The following is a 19,464-nucleotide window of genomic DNA, read 5'->3' as shown; positions in this document are numbered from 1 at the left end:
CTGCCTAAGAAGTGCGAGGTAGCCATGAATATAGTGCCTATCGCTAACGAAGTATGGCTCAACTTATACGAGAAGCGCGCCACTACTGACATCGCGCAGTCCTCTGTCTCCGCCATGGGCTATGAGGAGCTCGTCGCATTGGACGGCGAGGGTGGCAAAGCCATCAGCGCCGCCATCGATGGTGCGCGCCAAGACTATGGGTGGATCGAAGGCTCGGCAGAGTTCAAGACCGGCGTAGCGCGTCTTTATGAGAAAGAGATCGACCCCTCCCTCATCCTTCAGGAAAACGGTGCAACTGGTGCGAACCGTGACGCATTGGTGGCGCTGATCGACGCTGGCGACCATGTGGTTTGCGAGTGGCCCACCTACCAGCCGCTCTGGGAGATACCCCGCATGTTGGGGGCGCAGGTGGACTATTGGGAGCTCACTTGCGACGGCGCCCGCTGGACGGCGCCCATCGAGCAGCTTGAGTGGCTGGTGAAACCTACAACCAAGCTCATCTGCATCAACAATGCCGCCAATCCCACGGGCGCCATCTTTGACAAAGCGGATTTGGAGGCCATTGCAGAGATAGCTCGCAGTGTCGATGCCTACGTGCTCTCTGACGAGGTTTACCTGCCGGTGGCTCAAGACCAGGGCTACGTCTCCATGTTGGACGTTTACGAGAAGGCAGTGGTTACCAACTCGCTCTCCAAGTCCTTCTCGGCACCGGGATTGCGCATGGGATGGGTCATCGCTCCGCAGCCTGTGGCGGACCGCATCCGCACCCTGCGCGACTACACCCTTATCTGCGCTGGCGTGGAAAACGACCTGCTAGGCACCTTGGTACTCGACCATGCTCAGGAAGTGCTGGCTCGCAACCGTGCTATCATCTCCGACCGCGCGAAGGTGGTGGAGGGGTGGCTGGCGAAGACTCCCAAGGCCCATTGGTGCGCGCCCAACGGAGTGCCGGTGTCCTATCTGTCGCTGGACTTGCCAGAGGGGTTGGACGATAAGCGATTCTGTCTGGACCTGCTGGACACTTATGGCTTGCTGCTGATTCCTGGCAGCTGTTTCGATTTGCCAGGGGGCGCCCGTCTGGGGTACTGCTGTCCCGAGGAGGAGCTCCACAAGGGCTTGGATCTTTTGGGGCAGGCCCTCGCAGCGCTTTAAAGAGCATTACTCACGCTAGTCCAACTTAAGCTCGTTCCATGCACCCAACACCAGGGCACTCAGAAGAGATTCTGGGTGCCCTGGTGGCGTTTGTCGGCAGAAGGGGAGAGCAAAAGCAGAGGGTTATGGCCCTTTTGTTGCCGAGAAAAACATCCCTCCCTGACAGAACGTCTCTTAGTACTCCTGATGACAGATAATTGCAAGAAGATTTCGGCGGTTAGTCTTTGATTGCTATGAGGTTTCCGCTGGCCTAAAAGGCGCGTATATGCACTCATCAGAACTATGGATGTCGTACTATGTCTCAAGTTGCATAACCAACTATAATTATGTATAAAAACTCCCCGAATAGTTGGTAAACATAAACCGTTCAGCGTAAAAGCGTGTAATAACGGGCCTTTTTTGCATTACATAAAGCTATCTTTTTGCTAATCTCAAACAGCTTGAAAACAGCGGTTTGTAACTTCCGTATTCATAGGACACAAGCGGCCTATGAAAAAGAAAGGAGAACCAGGCATGTCAGATGTGACAAAGCCTAAGAAGAAGCGGGAGATGCTTACTTCTTACACGATTCTCATCATTATGCTGATTATCGTGGCTCTCATCTCCGTTGCCATGGCTGCCGGCATCCCTGACATCACCGCCGCAACTCTGGGCGATGTGGTCATGGCTCCTGCCGAGGGCTTCGTTGACGCCGTTGACGTATGCCTCTTCGTCATGGTGCTCGGCGGCTTTTTGGCTATGGTCGAGAAGTCCGGCGCGCTGAATGCGGGCATCTCTGCTCTGGTGCGTGCCATGGGCGGCAATGAGCTTCGTCTCATCCCCATCCTCATGATCATCTTCTCCATCATGGGTACCACCTACGGCTTCTGCGAGGAGTCCGTGGGCTTCTACGCGCTTTTGGCTGCCACCATGATGGCTGCTGGTACCGACGTGCTCGTTGGCGCTGCCATGGTGCTTCTGGGCGCCGGCTGCGGTGTGCTTGGCTCCACCGTCAACCCCTTCGCCACCGGTGTTGCGTCTGCCACGCTTACCTCCATCGGTATTCCGGTGAACCAGACCATCATCATCGTGCTGGGCCTCATCCTCATGGTGGTGTCCAACGTCATCTCCATCATGTATGTCTACAAGTACGCGAAGAAGGTCAAGGCCGACACCGGCAAGTCCATCCTCACCGGCCACGAGATCGAGGCTGCTGAGAAGGAGTACGGCGAGGCCGCTGCTGCCGTTTCCAACACCACTGAGGTCACCGGCCGCCAGAAGGCCGTTCTGGTGCTCTTCGCCCTCACCTTCTTGGTCATGATCATCGGCTTCATCCCTTGGGAGGACCTGGGTGTTGACGCCTTCAACGTAGGCTATGCTTCCGAGGAGGCCATGGCTCCCATCACCGGCGACGACATCGTGGCTGGCTGGTCCGACGCTGGCGCCGACGGCGTGCTGGCCTTCAACACCGAGCCTGACGCGGTGATCACCACCGAGACCACCACCTCAAACGGCTGGTCCGCATTCCTCACCGGCACTCCTCTGGGCCAGTGGTACTTCGCCGAGGCTACTGCCTGGTTCTTGCTGATGGCTATCATCATCGGCATCGTAGCCGGTCTCTCCGAGCGCGAGCTGGTAGATGGCTTTATCGCCGGCGCCGGCGACATGATGGGCGTTGTGCTCGTCATCGCCCTGGCCCGTGGCGTCTCTGTCCTCATGGGTGTCACCGGCCTGTCCGACTGGATCCTGGCCACTGCTGCCGAGGGCCTCAAGGGCATGAGCGCCATCGTCTTTGCGCCGCTGTCTTTCATCCTCTACGTGCTGTTGTCCTTCCTGATCCCCTCCAGCTCCGGCATGGCCACCGTCTCCATGCCCATCATGGGACCCCTGGCCGTGGATCTGGGCTTCTCCCCCGAAGTCATGGTGCAGATTTACTCTTCCGCCAACGGTTTTGTGAACCTGTTCACCCCCACCTCCGGCGCCATCATGGGCGGCCTGGCATTGGCTCGCGTGGAGTACTCCACCTGGCTCAAGTTCGCCACCAAACTCTTGGTAGTGCTCTTCATCGTGCTTGTGGTCATTGTGACTCTGGCATGCATGTTCATCGTGCCGGCTGCTGCCTAAGGGAGTGTCTGCAGGCAGAGGCTATTACTGCCGCTGGGTAGCCTAGGCATGAATCGATAAAGGAGCTGCAACTCGTGAGGGTTGCGGCTCCTTTTTTCTTAGGGCACCAGGGATGGGTCGTGAGCCTGGGTGCCCCGGGCTTCTCGGCAAGCGCTTTGCGGGGTTTCTGCCTACAAGATACGGGGTATTATTGACGGGTTAGAGACCCACACGCGTTAAGGAGTGGATGACCCATGGCAAACGAGGACAGCTACGCAGAGGCTCATAGGCGCTCTGAGTCTACCTGGGAGAAACTCAAGGCAGACCCTCAAAGCTTCACGATGCTATCCGGCGACCGTCCCACTGGTCACCTGCACCTGGGCCACTTCTTTGGCACTATTCGCGAGCGCATCCGCATGCAGGACATGGGTGTGCACACCAACATCCTGATCGCCGACTATCAGGTGATCACCGATCGCGACAATACCGAGCACATCCGTCAGTACACCTATGACATGGTGCTGGACTACCTGGCGCTGGGAGTCAATCCAGAGAAGACCATGATCTTCACCCACTCGGCGGTGCCCGCCTTAAACCAGCTGATGCTGCCATTCTTGTCGCTGGTCACCGAGTCCGAGCTTTTGCGCAATCCCACCGTCAAGGCCGAGCAGGAGGCCTCTGGCCATGCGCTGACCGGCCTATTGCTCACCTATCCGGTACACCAAGCCTGCGACATCCTCTTCTGCAAAGCCAACGTGGTACCCGTGGGCCGCGACCAGCTGCCGCACATCGAGCAAACCAGAAACATTGCCCGCCGCTTCAACGAGCGCTATGGCCAGGTGTTTCCCATGCCCGTGGGTCTGCTCTCGGAGACGCCCCTTTTGCCAGGTCTCGACGGCCGCAAGATGTCCAAGAGCTATGGCAATGCCATTGCCATCTCTATGACTGCCGAGGAGACCGCCCGCCTCATCAAGAAATCCAAGACCGATTCAGAGCGTCTTATCACCTTCGATCCCGAGAACCGCCCGGGCGTCTCTGCCCTTATCACCACTGCGGCCACGGTCACCGGCCGCGACCCCCAAGAGATCGCCGAGTCCATTGGCAATGACGGCTCAGGCGCCCTCAAGCGCTATGTGACCGAGGCGGTCAACGGTTATCTGGAGCCGGTCCGCGAGCGCCGTGCCGAGCTTGCCCAGAACCCCGATCTTGTGAAAGAGGTCTTAAGCGAGGGCAACCGCCGCGCCAATGCCATCGCCAATGAGACGCTGGCCCAGGTGCGCGAGGCTATGGGAATGGTTTACTAACGCATTCCATTAACCCTTTCTACACACCTGCGTAAGAGGACATGCCGGTCGTCCGGTGATGTCCTCTTTTTTCATGGACGCTCCAGCTCTATGAGCACTGTCTATATATCTATAAATATCGAATCATATGCATGGTCTCTTAATAATATGCGTCCTTTGTCACCCCTATATCTTGTGGTTGTCTCAAGCCGGATCCACCTGGCTATAGGTGGCCGTTTGGTGGGGCTATGCAGGACTTTCCCTAGAAGCGACCTTCAAAGATCTCGAGGGGCTTTACATTCTTGAGGAATAGAAATGTTGCCAGTGGATACAACATATAGTGGTAGCAAGCCTAATGCCAGTCTATAAATGGTATACAGGCTCAGGAAAGAAAAACGGCTGCAAACAAAAGTCAAGGCTTAATCTCGACTTTTTTCCTTCCTATAGTGGGATGTGCGCTGCGACGTTTGCACCTCCCGTCTTCTGGAGTGCATCCGGCGGCTACCACAATATTTAGTACTGGGCCTATGGCCTAAGATTTCGACACTATTCCTGCAACCAATGAGAAGAGATCGCCCATGAAGATCACCAAGCGTAACGGCTCAGAGGTCACCTTCGATGTCACCAAGATCATCAATGCTATAACCAAAGCCAACATCACCGTGCCTCAGGATCTTCGTTTGACCGCCGCGCAGATCGATGACGCAGCCACCGCGGTGGAGGCTGAGTGCGAGGTCTGCGGCCACACCGTCACCGTAGAAGAAGTCCAGGACATGGTCGAGGATCAGATTATGGCCAAGGGCGCCTTCTCGGTGGCTCGCAACTACATCACCTATCGTTACATCCAGAACCTCAAGCGCACCTCCAACACCACCGATGACCGCATCCTGTCGCTCATCGAGTGCAACAACGAGGACGTCAAGCAAGAGAACTCCAATAAGAACCCCACGGTCAACTCCGTCCAGCGCGACTACATGGCGGGCGAGGTGTCCAAAGACCTCACCAACCGCCTGCTGTTGCCTCAGGAGATCGTCGACGCCCACAAAGAAGGCATCATCCACTTCCACGACGCAGACTACTATGCGCAGCACATGCACAACTGCGACCTGGTGAACCTGGAAGACATGTTGCAAAACGGCACCGTCATCTCTGGCACCCTCATCGAGAAGCCCCACTCCTTCTCCACCGCTTGCAACATAGCCACGCAGATCATCGCCCAGGTGGCTTCCAGCCAGTACGGCGGCCAGTCCATCTCCCTCACCCATCTGGCTCCCTTTGTAGACGTAAGCCGCAAGCGCATTCGCCGCGAGGTTGCCCAAGAGCTCGACGAGCTGGGCTTTGGGCCCACCCAAGAGCAGGTGGACCGCATTGTGGAGGAACGCCTGCTCGACGAGATCCGCCGCGGCGTGCAAACCATCCAGTATCAGGTGGTCACCCTTATGACCACCAACGGCCAGGCCCCCTTCGTGACGGTCTTCATGTACCTCAACGAGGCCCGCAACGCGCAAGAGAAACACGATCTGGCGCTGGTGATCGAGGAGACGTTGCGCCAGCGCTTCGAGGGCGTCAAGAACGAGGCCGGCGTCTGGGTGACCCCGGCCTTCCCCAAGCTCATCTACGTGCTCGAGGACGACAACATCGAGCCTGGCCAAAAGTATTACTACCTCACCCAGCTGGCTGCCAAGTGCACCGCCAAGCGCATGGTGCCCGACTACATCTCCGAGAAGATCATGCGCCAGCTCAAGCTCTCCCGCGGCGAGCAGCCGGGTGAGGGCGATGTGTACACCTGCATGGGCTGCCGCAGCTTCCTCACCCCTGACCGCTCTGGCAACGGCTATGACAACGTGGCCAATGCAGGCAACTACGAGCCGGGCAAGCCCAAGTACTACGGCCGCTTCAACCAGGGCGTGGTCACCATCAACCTGCCTGACGTAGCCCTCTCCAGCGGTGGAGATATGGATCGCTTCTGGGAGATCTTCGACGAGCGCCTGGAGCTTTGCCATCGCGCGCTGCTGTGCCGCCACAACCGCCTCAAGGGCACTGTCTCCGACGCGGCGCCTATCCTCTGGCAGTACGGTGCCTTGGCGCGCCTTCCCAAGGGTGCCACCATCGACCCCCTGCTTTATGGTGGCTACTCCACCATCTCGCTGGGTTATGCCGGCCTCTACGAGTGCGTGCGCTACATGACCGGCCATTCCCACACCGACGAGGCTGCGACCCCCTTTGCCCTGGCTGTCATGCAGCACATGAACGACAAGTGCGCTCAGTGGAAAGAGGAGAGCAACATCGACTTCTCTCTCTACGGCACGCCGTTGGAATCCACCACCTACAAGTTCGCACGCTGCCTCCAGCGCCGCTTTGGCATCATTCTCGGCATTACCGATAAGGGCTACATCACCAACAGCTATCACGTCCACGTGTCGGAGGAGATCGACGCCTTTACCAAGCTTAAGTTCGAGAGCGAGTTCCAGCGTTTGTCTCCCGGCGGCGCCATCTCCTATGTGGAGGTGCCCGATATGCAGGACAACCTGGAGGCCGTGATGAGCGTGCTGCGCTTCATCTACGACAACATCATGTATGCCGAGCTCAACACCAAGAGCGACTACTGCCAGAAGTGCGGCTACGACGGCGAGATCCAGATCGTTGAAGACGACGGCAAGCTGGTATGGGAATGCCCCCACTGCGGCAACCGCGACCAGAACACCCTTAATGTTGCCCGTCGCACCTGCGGCTACATTGGCACTCAGTTCTGGAATCAGGGCCGTACCGAGGAGATTCGCGACCGCGTGCTGCATCTCTAGGAGCCCCCTGCATCCCTTGAGCCTCTTATAAGGCACCCCACTCCCAACGCGAGGGCGGGGTGCCTTTTTGAACCCTGGAGCATTCTATGAACTACGCAACCATAAAATACTGCGATATCGCCAACGGCATCGGTGTGCGTACCAGCCTCTTTGTATCAGGCTGCACCCATGCCTGCCCCGGATGCTTTAATGAAGTGGCCTGGAACTTCCACTATGGCAACACCTTTGATGAAGAGGAGCAGCAAGCCATCATTGACTCGTTGGCCCCCGACTACATTGCCGGCCTAAGCGTGCTGGGTGGGGAGCCCATGGAGCCTGCCAACCAGCGGGCGCTGGCACCCTTCTTGAAGCGCGTGAAGCGCGTTTATCCCAAGAAGACCATTTGGGTCTATACCGGCGACATCTTCGAAGACTTGATAGACCCTCAAAGCCCTCGCCATACCGAGGCCACCTCTGACCTGCTTTCCTCCATAGACGTGCTAGTGGATGGCCCCTTTATTCAAGAGTTCAAAGACATCACCCTGCGCTTCAGGGGTTCTCAAAACCAGCGTCTTCTAGACGTGCCTGCGTCACTCAAGGCCGGCCGAGGCTGCCCTTGGGAAGACGATCCTCTCTTTGCCCAGCACTCCATGGGGCGCCAAGATACTCGGCCGCTCTCCCAGCGCTCTTAGGGTTTAGCTGCTTCTTGCGCTATCTCGCAATGGACTTGGGGAGGCGCATGCCCTCGTAGTCCAGCTGGTCAGAGACCGTCTTCCACTGCGGATACACCGAGCTCAAAAGATTTTTGAATTCCCGTCCATGATTGGGCACTCGCAGATGGCAGGCCTCATGCCAAAGCACCATCTCTAGCGCCGAGAGCTCATGGGTAGCCAAATCCAGGTTGAGCGAGATGCGACCTTTCTCGTAGCGGCATGATCCCCAACGGCTGGTCATGGCCCTGAAGCTTAGGGATTCGACGGTCACCCCCAGAGCGCTTTCAACCTGGGGGATGCGCCTCGATGCAGCAGAGCTGAGCGCCGCTGAAAGCTCTACTCGCAATAGCTTTTGTCTCAGGACGCGGGCCTCCGAGCCTTCTTGAGCGGCTGGGCCCCAAAAGATCACCTGGCCTCGCAGTTCGTCCACAGAAATCCCTGCTCTCGAGGGGTTTTCATGGTCTGGAGAGAGGGGTTTCTCGGTAGGAGAAGCGCTGCTGCGGAGGATAGGCACAGGGGTTGGGCTCCAAACTACCGATAAGGGCTGACCCCACCACACGACCTCTTCTTGGGGCTCGAGGTGCGAAAAGGCGTGCTGAAGGCGGGGAAGCGCGGGGTCGTGGTGATCTTCGTAATCTTGCAGCAGGTCGTTTGCGTGGCGCTCATGGGAGTAGAGAAACTCTGCCAGCGAACGCTTGGTGGCAGAGAGGGGAGCAGACAGAGATAGCGTGCGGTCGGGAAGTACACGCAGGGTGATGTGGGAGGTATGTCGGCGGGTGATGTGCACTGGCAGGCCGTTAAGATCAAATTCGTAGCTTTTAGCAGAAGGCATAGGCACGGGCTCACATTTAAGATAGTGATGAGTAAGAAGACAATTAGTATTTACTATGATGGATATTAAGGCAATGGCACGCAATTAAAAAATATCTGTGTGCAAATCGCAATATTGAATAATTACAGTGAACTAGCTGATCTTTGGGCTACATTATCAGAACAAATTATCGCAATAGATTTTGAGACTGCTTGGCTCATTATAGTTAAATATACATATAAGTATAGATACTGTAGTATGGTATAGCAACAAGGACAATCAGTGACGAACTGGCACTTATTCAAGGGATGGGACGTTAAGTGCAAACAGAGGTTGCTAATCCAAACGCTTTAATGAGACTGAAATAGAAAAGAAGATTCATAGCTATCAATAAGATATAAAGATGACTTATAGCAGATGCGATGCATGATTCTGCAGATATATGAAGAAATAAGGAACCATCTACGGTGGCAGGTCAATGGCTACCGTCTGCCTTATCTCTTTAGTGGATTAGAGAAGATTTTGACGGGATATTCTATCTTGTTATTAGGTTCCTTTAAGGAACGTAGTGCGGGCAAGCGGCAGAAGGGCAGGCGAGCTTGATGGGCACTAAATCCACGGAACTACAACGCTACTATGACCTGTGCGATATCTACGAGGAGCGCTTCGGCGAGCGGTTCTGGATTCCCGCTGGATGCGGCATATCCATCTCGGAGGGTATCTTTGCTATCAAAAGCGTGCTAGAAGGAGATGTGTGTCGTAACGGCTATGAGGCCTTTGGCCTCGAGGTTCCCTATGCGGCAGTGCGCTGAGGAGACGAAAGCCTAGGCGCAAGGCAACCTAGACAAGTATCCGGATGACTCGGATGCCCCGGCTCCCTAGGAGCTGGGGCATTTTTTGCAGGAGGGGAAGAGAGGGCACCTAGGCATTTTCGTCTAGGCAGCGCGCAAGGATTCGCATGGCGTGGCCGTATCCCGCAAAGCCCTCGCCCATCACTGTGGCAACGCAGGCAGAGCGCACATAGCTTACCTGGCGAAAGTCTTCGCGCTCGGAGACGTCAGAGATGTGTACCTCGACGGCAGGGATGGCCACTGCTTTGAGGGCGTCCAAAATGGCCACGGAAGTGTGGGTGTAGGCTGCCGGGTTGATCACGATGGCATCGTAGACATCCAGCGCATCTTGGATGACGTCTACAATGGCACCCTCGTGGTTGCTCTGAAAGCATCGCACCTCAGAGAAACCGGCTCTGGCGCCTTCCAAATGGCAGAGGTCTACCAGATCGCTATAGGTCTCATGGCCATAGATGTCGGGCTCGCGCACGCCTAGCATGTTGAGGTTAGGACCGTTGATTACGAGTAGGCGCCGAGCGCAAGCCGCAGGGGCTTCCGGATCGTTCTCGAGAGTGTTCAGTAGAGCGCCAGGCCCTTCTAGAAGACGACGCAGCTCATCGAGGTCTGCATCCTCTGACGCTTCCTGATCCCAGGTGCCCTGTTTGGCTTGCGCCTGAGAGCGGTTGGCTTTGCGCTGAGCTGCATAGCTGGCCTTGCGGCTGGGGTTGTCGCCGCGTAGATTGCGCGCGTCTTTAGGCTGGCTGGGAAGGGCAGGAGTCATACGCGTGATGGCCTTGGCTGCCTTGCGCACCAAGGGACGCTCGATAAGAGCACTGAACTCTGTGGCAATGGAGTCGATGATGGCAGGGCCAAAAACCACTTCAAGGCCATGGTCGTTACGGCCTCTAAGGCCTAGTACGCCATGGAGAGTCTTGAGGCGATCCTCATCCACCTCATCTGGATTGGCAAGCTCCAGGCGCAAACGAGTCATGCACACCGAGGTGGACAGGATGTTGTCCTTGCCTCCGCATGCCTCAAGCACCTCCTGGGCTGTGGCTGCCGTATCCATGAGACCCTTCCTTATTGGTCTGCGTTAGTACGAGTTCACTATCCTACCTAATGGAAGCGTGTTGCTTATAAAAGCACGGCGCTCTGCATAATGTTCCCATTAGGCATGAAATCTCTAACAGCAAACAATGCCACTGAATAGTACCCTTTTGAGTCTTGTACTCCATGAGTGCGCTGACAAATAGGATGAGTGGTAGTCAGTTGACTTTTGGTATGCCCTTAAGCCCGCTTCAAGAAAAGGAGCAGCCCATAAATCGATAAATATCGATGAACTACCCCTGGGAAACTCACTAAACAAGTGATTGGTAGAGAAGGGTGCAAAAAGGCTTGGGCCTGCTCGGACGGGTATTGTAAGAGTAGGTATAGACTATAGACCTTACAAGCCCAGCATGTCCTTGACCAAAATGGCGTCTCCTTCGGCGGTACCCGTACAGGGCACTTGGATGTCTGCCCACTGGCGGTAGAGCTCCATGCGCTCGGCGGCGATGGCCTCCACCCCCTTGGAGGCTGTGAGCGGGCGGTCGTTTAAAGAGAGTTGGTCCAGAGGCCTATCCAACATGATCACGATGCCGTTGTGGCGCATGAGATCAAGATTGGCCTCACGGCACACTACGCCGCCTCCGCAGGCCACTATGAGGCCCGGCTCTTTGGCAGTGACAGCCAGTGTGTGGGTCTCCTTGGTGCGAAAGGCTTCTTCGCCCTCCTGGGCGATGCATTGGCTAGGGGTCATCTCCCAATCGATCTCAAAGGCATCATCAAGGTCAACGAAGGGACGGTTGGCCATGCGGGCCAGACGACGGGCGCAGCCGGTCTTGCCGCAACCAGGCATGCCAATGAAATAGACAGAGCGTGTCTCTGTGGTGATTTGAGCTGCAATGCGGTCGATGAGCGTGAGGTCAAGCGAGGTGTCTTGCCAAATCTCGCTGGACCTGAACGCCTGGGCCACCAGCATCAGCAGACCGCCCATGGCAGGCAAGCCCAAGGCTTCAGCCTCTAGCATCAGTTGGGTTTTAGCGGGGTTGTAGATAAGGTCGAGGATGCCGAGAAGCCCGGGCATGCGCGAGAGGGTCTCTTTGGTCACTGGAGCGGCCTGGCATTCTGGATACATCCCTACCGGGGTGGTGTTTACGAGCAAGCAGGCATCCTGGTGATAGGTCGCAAGGCCTTCGTAGGAGTTCTGAGGTCCCCCGCTGCGGCTGATGACTACCGGCGAAAGGCCTGCCAGGCGCAGGGCAGCCTGGATCGCTTGGCTCGCGCCGCCGCTTCCCAAGACCAATGCCTTGCGGCCTGCCAAAGCCTCTATGCCGCCTACCAACTCAGTCTCGCAAAACCGGTGTAGCAGATAATCGAAGCCCCAGAGGTCGGTATTATCGGCTAAAAGGGTGCCGTCGCCTAAACGCACCAGGGTATTGGCGGCTCCCAGCTCCTCCACTAAGGGGGTGCGCTTTTGGGCGCAGGAGGCTGCCAAGCGTTTGTAGGGGATGGTGACGTTCAAGCCCTGCCAGTCGCCATTTATAAAAAAGTCCGCTGCGTCCTCGGGGTGAGAAAAGCTAAAGAGACCGTAGGGAGAAGACCCTAAGGTATTGTGGATGCGCGGGGACCAGGAGTGGGCCAACGAGGCGCCTACCAGGCCAAAGGGGGCCTGGGTTTCAGAAGAAGGGTTGTCCAAAGGGCTTTCTGAGACGCCTTGAGCGACCTGCCTGCGGCTGTCGTGCTCTGCCGCCAGTTCGCGGGCCACCGCGTCGGCTGCCGGGGCGATGTCTTCCCACTTGTCCATCTAGACCACCTCGTTGTAGGAGCCCAGGTAGCGAAACTCCTCGCAGACGTCGTCCAAAGAGCCGATGAGGCGTAAGAACTCAGGGGCGGCCACCGGGCAGTCCACATCAAAGTAGAAGAGATATTCGAAGTTGCGGTCGGCGATGGGGCGGCTCTCCAGCTTCACCAGGTTGATATCCAGCGAATAGAACCGAGCCAAGACCTTGTAGAGGGCGCCGGGCTTGTCGGCAACCACTACAGAGAGGGAGGAGCGGTCGGCTCCGGGGTAGATCTCCAGGTTCTTGGAGATACAAGCAAAGCGGGTGTAGTTGTTGGCAGTGTCTTGGACGGCGTGGCGGCATATGTCGAGACCATAGGTCTCTGCGGCGCTGCGGCTGCCCAGGGCGGCGGCGCCGGGATCCTCGGACTCGGCCACCAGCTTCGCGGCCACCGCAGTGTTTTCTACCATATGCACGGTGACGCCCTCGAGGCTTGCCAAGAAGTCGGCGCATTGGTCGATGGCCTGCTGGTGGGAGTAGACGTCGGTGATGCGGTCCAGCTCGACGCCCTCTTTGACCAGCAGGTTATGATCGATCTTCAGGCGCACGGTGCGCACGATATGAAAGTCGTACTGGCTCATGAGGTCGTAGACTTGGTTGACGGTGCCTGCCGAGGAGTTTTCGAAGGGCAGGACACCGTAGCTGCAGAAGCCTTGCTCCACTGCGCGGAAGACCCCTTCGAAGGTGGAGAAGAAGGAGAGGTAGGCGTGCTTGAAGAGCTTGTCGGCAGCGATCTGGGAGAAGGCGCCCTCCACACCCTGGCAGGCGACGTAGGCCTGGCGGGGGAAGAGGTCAGGGGTGGTTTCGAGAGCCTCTTTAATGGAAGCCACCAGGTTGGCCTGGCCGGTGATAGAGGCAGACTGATTGGCACGGGATACCTCGAAGAGCAGGTTGAAGAGGACCGTGGCATAGTCTTTGAGCTCATCGGGGGTCTCATCAAGCACAGAAGCCAGCTTGGCTCGCTCGCGGCTGCGGTCGAGCACGGGCAGGTCGTTGGCCTGCTTGTAGGCAGCTACCTCGTCGGTGAGGGCCATGCGATCGATAAAGAGCTTGAGGATCTCCGCGTCTACCGAGTCGATGCGGTCTCGGATGTTGGTCAAATCTGCCATAGGTCCTCCTAAAGGTGGGTGGGCGGCCAAGTGATGAGCGCGTCAAGGCATACCAGGGCGGTAACTGCTTCTACTACCGGCACGGCGCGCGGGGCGATGCAAGGGTCATGACGGCCCTTAATAATAAGGGATTGAGGGCATCCGTCTTCTAGATCCACCGAAGCCTGCTCTCGCCCTATGGAAGCGGTGGGCTTGATGGCCACCGAGAAGGTGAGGGGCGCTCCAGTGCTGATACCTCCCAAGATGCCTCCCGCATGGTTGGAAAGGGGAGTACATGCGCCATCTATCAGGCCATAGGAGTCATTGTTGAGGCTGCCGCGGCTTCTGGCGGCCTCGAATCCGTCGCCAAAGGAGAGTCCCTTCACCGCAGGGATGCCAAAGAGGGCCCGGGCTAAGAGGTTCTCTATCCCGTCGAACATGGGAGAGCCTACGCCGGCTTCAAAGCCTGTGACTGCGCAGCCAATGATGCCGCCCACCGAGTCTAGGCTCATCCGGGCATCTTCGATGGCCCGCTGCATGGCGCGCCCTGCCTCATCGTCGATGGTGGGGAAAGGCTTGCGGGACACAGAGACCAACACTTCCGCGATCCGCTCTTGAGAGGCGCGGGTGCCATCCCAGGAGGGTAAGGGCTTATCGGCAATGGAGGCCACTTCTGCCAGGTGGGCCCCAATGGTCACGCCGCGGGCAGCCAAAAGCTGGGCGCAGAGGCCTCCGGCAAAGCAGAGGGGCGCGGTGAGTCGGCCAGAGAAATGGCCGCCCCCTGCCACGTCTTGGTGCCCGCCGTAGCGCAGCTGGGCGGTGTAGTCGGCGTGTCCAGGCCGTGGGATCCGGCGCAGCTGGTCGTAATCCTGGCTGCGCGTGTTGGTGTTCTCGATGACGCAGGCGATGGGCGCCCCGCAGGTGACGCCGTCAGGATTCAGACCTGCGAGCACGCGAAACTCGTCGGATTCTTTGCGGGGCGTGGACCAGGCGGCATGCCCGGGGGCGCGACGAGCCATAAAGACGCGAAGTTCGTCGAAGTCGGGTTTGAAGCCGGCGGGAAAGCCTTCGATCACGCACCCTATGGCTTCTGAGTGCGACTGTCCAAACACGCAGCAGCGCAGGCTGGCGCCAATGGTGGAGCTCATGGGCGCACCTCCAATGAGCCCCCCAGAGCCCTATAAGACTCGAAGAAGGCGGGATAGCTTTTGGCCACGCATTGGGCGCCGCGGATGGTGACGGGCGCTGTGGCTCGGGTGGCGGCAATAGCGGCCATCATGGCGATGCGGTGGTCGTTGGCTGCATCCACCACGCCGCCAGAAAGCGCCTCCACACCGCAGATCACCAGGTCGTCTCCCTCCACGCTCACCGAGGCGCCCAGCGCGCTCAAGCCTGCGCGCACGGTCTCGATGCGGTCGGACTCCTTGATGCGCAGCCGGGACAGCCCGCAGAGCCGAGTGGCGCCTGGACAAAGGGCGGCCACCGCAGCGACAGGGGGCACCAGATCGGGGATCTGCTCCATGGAGAGGTCGTGGCCTTGAGGCGCGTCTGCCTCGGCTTTGACAGAGGCGCTGTTGCGGGTGATGCGGCTGCCGAGAAGTGCCAACGCTCCTAGGACTGCGCGATCTCCCTGGTCGGAGGTAGGGGAGAGCCCCTGGACCGCCACTTGAGAGCCCAGAGCTCCTGCCGCCAGCCAAAAGGCGGCGCCGGACCAGTCGCCCTCCACCTGATAGTGGGGTTCTGCTAGATGCGGCACGAAAGGATCTGCCTGGTAGAGGGTATAGAGTGCGCCCTCCTGCTCCAGCGAGGTGGTGAGGGCGACGTCGCTGCCAAAGGCAGCCAATCCATCACAGGTCAAATCGATGTAGGGCACCGAGGCCACCGGCTCTTCCACCTGGATGGCCACAGGCTCTTTCAAGGCGCTGGCGGCCAGCAACAGTCCTGAGACAAACTGCGAGCTCACGTCGCCCGGCAGCCTGAACGTGCCGCCGCTCATCTGCCCGGAGACGGCCACACCTTCCGAGGTAAGCTCACAGGTGGCCCCGTGGGCGGTGAGCTGGGCGTCCAGCGGGGACAGCGGACGCTCCAAAAGGCGAGGGGCCCCTTGCAAAAGCGCCCCGCCTCCCAGGGCTGCTACCAGCGGCATCATGAAGCGCAGGGTGCTTCCGCTCTCGCCGCACCAGAGGGTGGCATCGCGGACAGGCAGAGGGGATCCGTCCTCTGCTCGAGGCAAAGGCACTACCGAGAAACCCTGCCCCTCCTCATAGGAAATGGTTGCTCCTAGGGCGTTTAGACACCCGGCGGTGGCATCGATGTCTTGGGAGGTGGAAGTACACCCAATGGTGGTGGGCTCATCTGCCAGGGCAGCCAGGATCAACGCCCGGTGTGCCACCGATTTGCTGGAAGGCGCCTGGACGGTGCCTTTGAGAAGTCTGGGGAAAAGGGTGATGTCCATAAGACGGCGTCTGGCCTCCTTTAGGAAACCGGGTGAGTAGGGTCGGGCAAAGAAGGCGTTGGGATCCCGGTGGACGGGGCGCCCTCAAGGCCGGCTTGGAAGAAGCGGGCATAGTCATCCAAGTACATGGGGTGCACCGCCACCTGCCCTAAGGCTTCGGGGATCACGACGTTCACCAGCTCGCCATGGCGTTTTTTATCGGCAAAGGACAGTTCCAGCAACCGGGGCAGCGGAGCATCGGTCGAGGTGGGCAGCCCGTAGCTGGCCACACAGGCCTCGATTTGGGACGCTAGCTCGCCGGTGCACCAGCCGCGAGCCGCAGAGGCCCGGGCCACGCAGCAGAGGCCGGCTGCCACTGAAGAGCCATGGCCCAGGGCGAAGTCTGAGGCCGCCTCGATGGCGTGGCCCAAGGTGTGGCCCAGGTTGAGGGTCTGGCGCAGCCCGCGCTCCTTCTCGTCTGCCGTCACCACGTCGCGTTTGATCTCCACGTTTCGCACCACGATGCGGGCCAAACGCTCCAGATCCAGCGGCTGGGCGGTAATGGGGGAGGAGGCAACGTCTTCAAAGAGGTCTGGATCTGCGAGAATGCCGTGCTTGATGACCTCGCCTACCGAGTCCACCAAGAGCTCTGGCGGCACGGTCGTAAGGCACGCGATGTCTGCCACTACCAACCAGGGCTGCCAAAAGGCGCCCATGAGGTTCTTGCCCTGGGGAAGGTCTACTGCGGTCTTGCCGCCTACAGACGAGTCCACCATGGCCAAAAGGCTGGTGGGCACCTGGACCACTGGGCATCCGCGCATGTAAAGGGCGGCAGAAAGCCCAGCCATGTCCCCCGTGACGCCACCGCCAAGCGCCACCACGCAGGTGTCGCGATCGCAGCCCGCAAGGGCCATGCCTTCCAGCAGGCGGGCCAGCGCGGCAGGGGTTTTGGAGGCCTCTCCGGCCTCAAAATTGTCCCAGGTCACCTCAAAGCCGGCCTGCTCCAATGCTCGCTGGGCAGGCTTCAGGTAGAGAGGGCCCACATGGGTGTCGGTAATGATGTGGGCGTGGGGGCAGCGGGGCAGGACCTGGCGTACGCGCTCGCCCAAGGAGTCCAAAAGACCGATGCCCACTACCACCTCATAGGAGCGGGAGGGGGTGTTTACAGGAATACAAACCACGTCACTCATTGAGCGTCTGCCTTCTGTTTTTGAGCGGTGCCGGCATCTAAGAGGGCTTCCAGTTTGACGCCATCGCCTGCGGCCAGCACGTCTCGATACTCCTGCAGATGAGTGATGACCTCGTCTACCTCGGCCACCAGATAGTCGGCGTTTTCCAAGAAGAGCTCAGACCACATGGGGGCGTTGAGGCTGGCCACCCGTGTGAGGTCGCGCCAAGAGCCTGCCGAGAAGCCCTTCTGCTCCAGAGCCGTAGGGCTTTTGACGTAGGCGCTGCTTACCACATGGGCCAGCTGGGAGGTGTAGGCGATGATGCGGTCGTGCTCCTCGGGGGTGGTGACGGTAGCCGAGGCAAAGCCGCAGGGGGCCAAAAGGTCTCGGATGCGATGGAGCAGATCCAGCTTTTCCAAGTCTTCCATCTCCGGTGGGCATAGCACGAGAGGGGCCCCTTCGAAAAGTGTGGCCTTGGCATGGCCGAAGCCCGAGTACTGAGTGCCCGCCATGGGGTGCGCGCCCACAAAAGTGAGGTTATGGGAGGCTGCGATCTCTTGAGCCTCTTGGCAGAGCTTTCGCTTGGTGCCACAGGCGTCGATGACGATGGCCTCAGGGGAGATGAGATGGGCGTGCTCTTTGAACCAGGCCAGAGAATGGGCCGGGTAGGTGGTGAGGATGATGAGCTCGCAGGTGCCAACGATCTCATCTGTGAGCTCGCCATCGATGGCATCGATGGCTGCCATCTCAAGCACATCGCGATTGCGGTTCCAGGCATAGACCTCGCCGGGGCCGCGATAGAGCGCCCGGGCAAAGGAACCACCAATGAGGCCGAGGCCTACAATGCCAATGCGTCCTGGCTCTATCACTCGTCCTCCATGGTCACGGCCTCGCGCACCAGCTGGATGCGGCGCATGGCGTTTCTGAATTGGTGGGGCGTGAGGGCTTGGGCGCCGTCTGACCAGGCTTGGGAGGGCTGGTCGTGCACCTCGATCTCAAGGCCGTCGGCGCCGGCGGCAGTGGCCGCCAGAGCTGCTGAAACCACGTAGCGGGTGTAGCCGGTGGCGTGGCTGGGGTCGCCCACCACAGGCAGGTGGGACAGATGGTGAGCCACCGCGATGGCGTTGGTATCAAAGGTGTTGCGGGTGCGGGTCTCAAAAGTGCGGATGCCCCGCTCGCACAAGATCACGTTCTCATTGCCGCCGGCCATGATGTACTCGGCGCTCATGAGCCACTCGTCGATGGTGGCTGCCATGCCGCGCTTGAGCAGGATGGGGCGGCGGAGCTTGCCCAGCTCTTTTAGGAGGGTGAAATTCTGCATGTTGCGGGCGCCCACCTGCAAGACTTCGATGTGCAGGTCTTCGAATAGCTCGATGTCGCGGGCATCCATGATTTCAGAAACCACCGGCATGTCCAGCTCGTCTGCGGCCTCACGCAGCAGGCGCAAACCCTCAGCGCCCATGCCCTGGTTGGCATAGGGCGAGGTGCGGGGCTTGAAGGCGCCGCCGCGAAGCAAGGTGGCGCCGGCTTCCTTCACCTGGCGGGCGATGGTGAACAGGCCATCGCCCTCCACCGAGCAGGGGCCTGCCATCACTTGGAAGTGGCCGCCGCCAATGAGCACGCCGTGGCCGCAGTCCACTACGGAGTCCTCGGGGTGGAACTTGCGGTTGGCCTGTTTGAAGGGCTCGGAGACACGGGCTACACGCTCGATGATGTCCATGGACTCCAAGAGAAAGGGGTCGATGGTGGTGGTGTCGCCAATGAGGCCTACCACGGTCTCGTGGTCGCCTTGGCTCACGTTGGTAGAAAAGCCTTTGCCTTCCAGCCAGGACACAAAATGGTCCAGCTGCTCTGGCGTGGCGGACTGTTTGACTATGGCTATCATCAAAGTGGCTCCTCACGGGTCTCATCGAGCGGCCTATATATAGCGATGCAGCGATTTTTAAAGTTTGCGCAAGCATTCAAGAAAGCCTAACACAGCCACCCTGCGATCTTTCGTTTTGAGGCCTTCTGTTGCGTCATGGAAACGCTTCTTGGCCTCTCTATCGCGCACCTGCCGGTGCGCTCTGCTATCATGGGCTGGCACGCCGACTTAGCTCAGTGGATCAGAGCGTTCGCCTCCGGAGCGAAAGGTCATGGGTTCGAGCCCCATAGTCGGCACCAGCTCTCACACAGAGGACGGCTTCGCAGTGGGCGGCGCCGTCCTTTTTTATACAAGTAGATGCACGGCACATCTTCTG

The 19,464-nt window shown here is 58.9% G+C and carries 15 protein-coding genes and 1 tRNA gene; 7 read left to right on the top strand and 9 right to left on the bottom strand.

Annotation, left to right across the window (positions count from 1 at the left end):
* Window positions 1-24 precede the first annotated feature (24 nt).
* From OR601_RS05340 to nrdG, 5 genes are all read left to right on the top strand, one after another.
* On the top strand, window positions 25-1,152 hold the full coding sequence (locus tag OR601_RS05340) for an aminotransferase class I/II-fold pyridoxal phosphate-dependent enzyme (protein ID WP_265591267.1): 1,128 nt from the start codon (window positions 25-27) through the stop codon (window positions 1,150-1,152).
* 513 nt (window positions 1,153-1,665) lie between these two features.
* Window positions 1,666-3,255, top strand: coding sequence for a YfcC family protein (locus tag OR601_RS05335; protein WP_265591266.1), 1,590 nt, complete (start codon window positions 1,666-1,668; stop codon window positions 3,253-3,255).
* Window positions 3,256-3,488: 233 nt separating this feature from the next.
* Window positions 3,489-4,538: a tryptophan--tRNA ligase gene (trpS, locus tag OR601_RS05330; RefSeq protein WP_136012527.1), complete on the top strand. Its 1,050-nt coding sequence runs from the start codon at window positions 3,489-3,491 to the stop codon at window positions 4,536-4,538.
* Window positions 4,539-5,095: 557 nt separating this feature from the next.
* Window positions 5,096-7,318 (top strand): anaerobic ribonucleoside-triphosphate reductase, encoded by a 2,223-nt coding sequence (nrdD, locus tag OR601_RS05325; protein WP_265591265.1) that lies wholly within the window; start codon window positions 5,096-5,098, stop codon window positions 7,316-7,318.
* Between the two features lie 86 nt (window positions 7,319-7,404).
* Window positions 7,405-7,989 carry an anaerobic ribonucleoside-triphosphate reductase activating protein gene (gene nrdG, locus OR601_RS05320; protein ID WP_265591264.1) on the top strand — a complete coding sequence of 195 codons (585 nt, stop codon included), beginning with the start codon at window positions 7,405-7,407 and terminating at the stop codon, window positions 7,987-7,989.
* Window positions 7,990-8,008: 19 nt separating this feature from the next.
* Here the strand turns inward: nrdG and OR601_RS05315 are convergent, their stop codons facing one another.
* Window positions 8,009-8,842 (bottom strand): M48 family metallopeptidase, encoded by an 834-nt coding sequence (locus OR601_RS05315; protein ID WP_265591263.1) that lies wholly within the window; start codon window positions 8,840-8,842, stop codon window positions 8,009-8,011.
* 581 nt (window positions 8,843-9,423) lie between these two features.
* Here OR601_RS05315 and OR601_RS05310 point away from each other — a divergent pair.
* Complete coding sequence (locus tag OR601_RS05310) at window positions 9,424-9,633, top strand: hypothetical protein (RefSeq protein WP_136012531.1); 210 nt, start codon at window positions 9,424-9,426, stop codon at window positions 9,631-9,633.
* 109 nt (window positions 9,634-9,742) lie between these two features.
* On the opposite strand, the gene OR601_RS05305 is transcribed toward OR601_RS05310, so the two are convergent.
* From OR601_RS05305 to aroF, 8 genes are all read right to left on the bottom strand, one after another.
* On the bottom strand, window positions 9,743-10,720 hold the full coding sequence (locus tag OR601_RS05305) for a type II 3-dehydroquinate dehydratase (RefSeq protein ID WP_136012532.1): 978 nt from the start codon (window positions 10,718-10,720) through the stop codon (window positions 9,743-9,745).
* A gap of 375 nt (window positions 10,721-11,095) precedes the next feature.
* Window positions 11,096-12,496, bottom strand: coding sequence for a shikimate kinase (locus tag OR601_RS05300; protein ID WP_265591262.1), 1,401 nt, complete (start codon window positions 12,494-12,496; stop codon window positions 11,096-11,098).
* Window positions 12,497-13,642 (bottom strand): bifunctional chorismate mutase/prephenate dehydratase, encoded by a 1,146-nt coding sequence (locus OR601_RS05295; RefSeq protein ID WP_265591261.1) that lies wholly within the window; start codon window positions 13,640-13,642, stop codon window positions 12,497-12,499. It abuts the gene before it with no gap.
* A gap of 8 nt (window positions 13,643-13,650) precedes the next feature.
* Window positions 13,651-14,769, bottom strand: a complete 1,119-nt coding sequence (aroC, locus tag OR601_RS05290) for a chorismate synthase (protein ID WP_265591260.1) — start codon at window positions 14,767-14,769, stop codon at window positions 13,651-13,653.
* The gene (aroA, locus tag OR601_RS05285; protein WP_265591259.1) at window positions 14,766-16,076 is read right to left on the bottom strand and encodes a 3-phosphoshikimate 1-carboxyvinyltransferase; all 1,311 of its coding nucleotides are present in this window, start codon (window positions 16,074-16,076) and stop codon (window positions 14,766-14,768) included. The genes aroC and aroA overlap by 4 nt, the downstream gene beginning before the upstream one ends.
* 20 nt (window positions 16,077-16,096) lie before the next feature.
* Window positions 16,097-17,245 carry a 3-dehydroquinate synthase gene (aroB, locus tag OR601_RS05280; protein WP_265591258.1) on the bottom strand — a complete coding sequence of 383 codons (1,149 nt, stop codon included), beginning with the start codon at window positions 17,243-17,245 and terminating at the stop codon, window positions 16,097-16,099.
* Window positions 17,242-18,093 carry a prephenate dehydrogenase gene (locus OR601_RS05275; protein ID WP_136012538.1) on the bottom strand — a complete coding sequence of 284 codons (852 nt, stop codon included), beginning with the start codon at window positions 18,091-18,093 and terminating at the stop codon, window positions 17,242-17,244. Before OR601_RS05275 ends, aroB begins: the two co-directional genes overlap by 4 nt.
* Window positions 18,090-19,109, bottom strand: a complete 1,020-nt coding sequence (gene aroF / locus OR601_RS05270; protein ID WP_265591257.1) for a 3-deoxy-7-phosphoheptulonate synthase — start codon at window positions 19,107-19,109, stop codon at window positions 18,090-18,092. Before aroF ends, OR601_RS05275 begins: the two co-directional genes overlap by 4 nt.
* 201 nt (window positions 19,110-19,310) lie before the next feature.
* Here aroF and OR601_RS05265 point away from each other — a divergent pair.
* Window positions 19,311-19,387 (top strand) — tRNA-Arg (locus OR601_RS05265).
* Window positions 19,388-19,464: the final 77 nt, after the last annotated feature.

Source organism: Leptogranulimonas caecicola, from assembly GCF_023168405.1.
In the GTDB taxonomy this organism is placed as follows: Bacteria; Actinomycetota; Coriobacteriia; order Coriobacteriales; family Atopobiaceae; genus Leptogranulimonas; species Leptogranulimonas caecicola.
The sequence above is the reverse complement of the archived record's forward strand: the minus strand, read 5'-3'. Positions and strand labels throughout refer to the sequence as shown.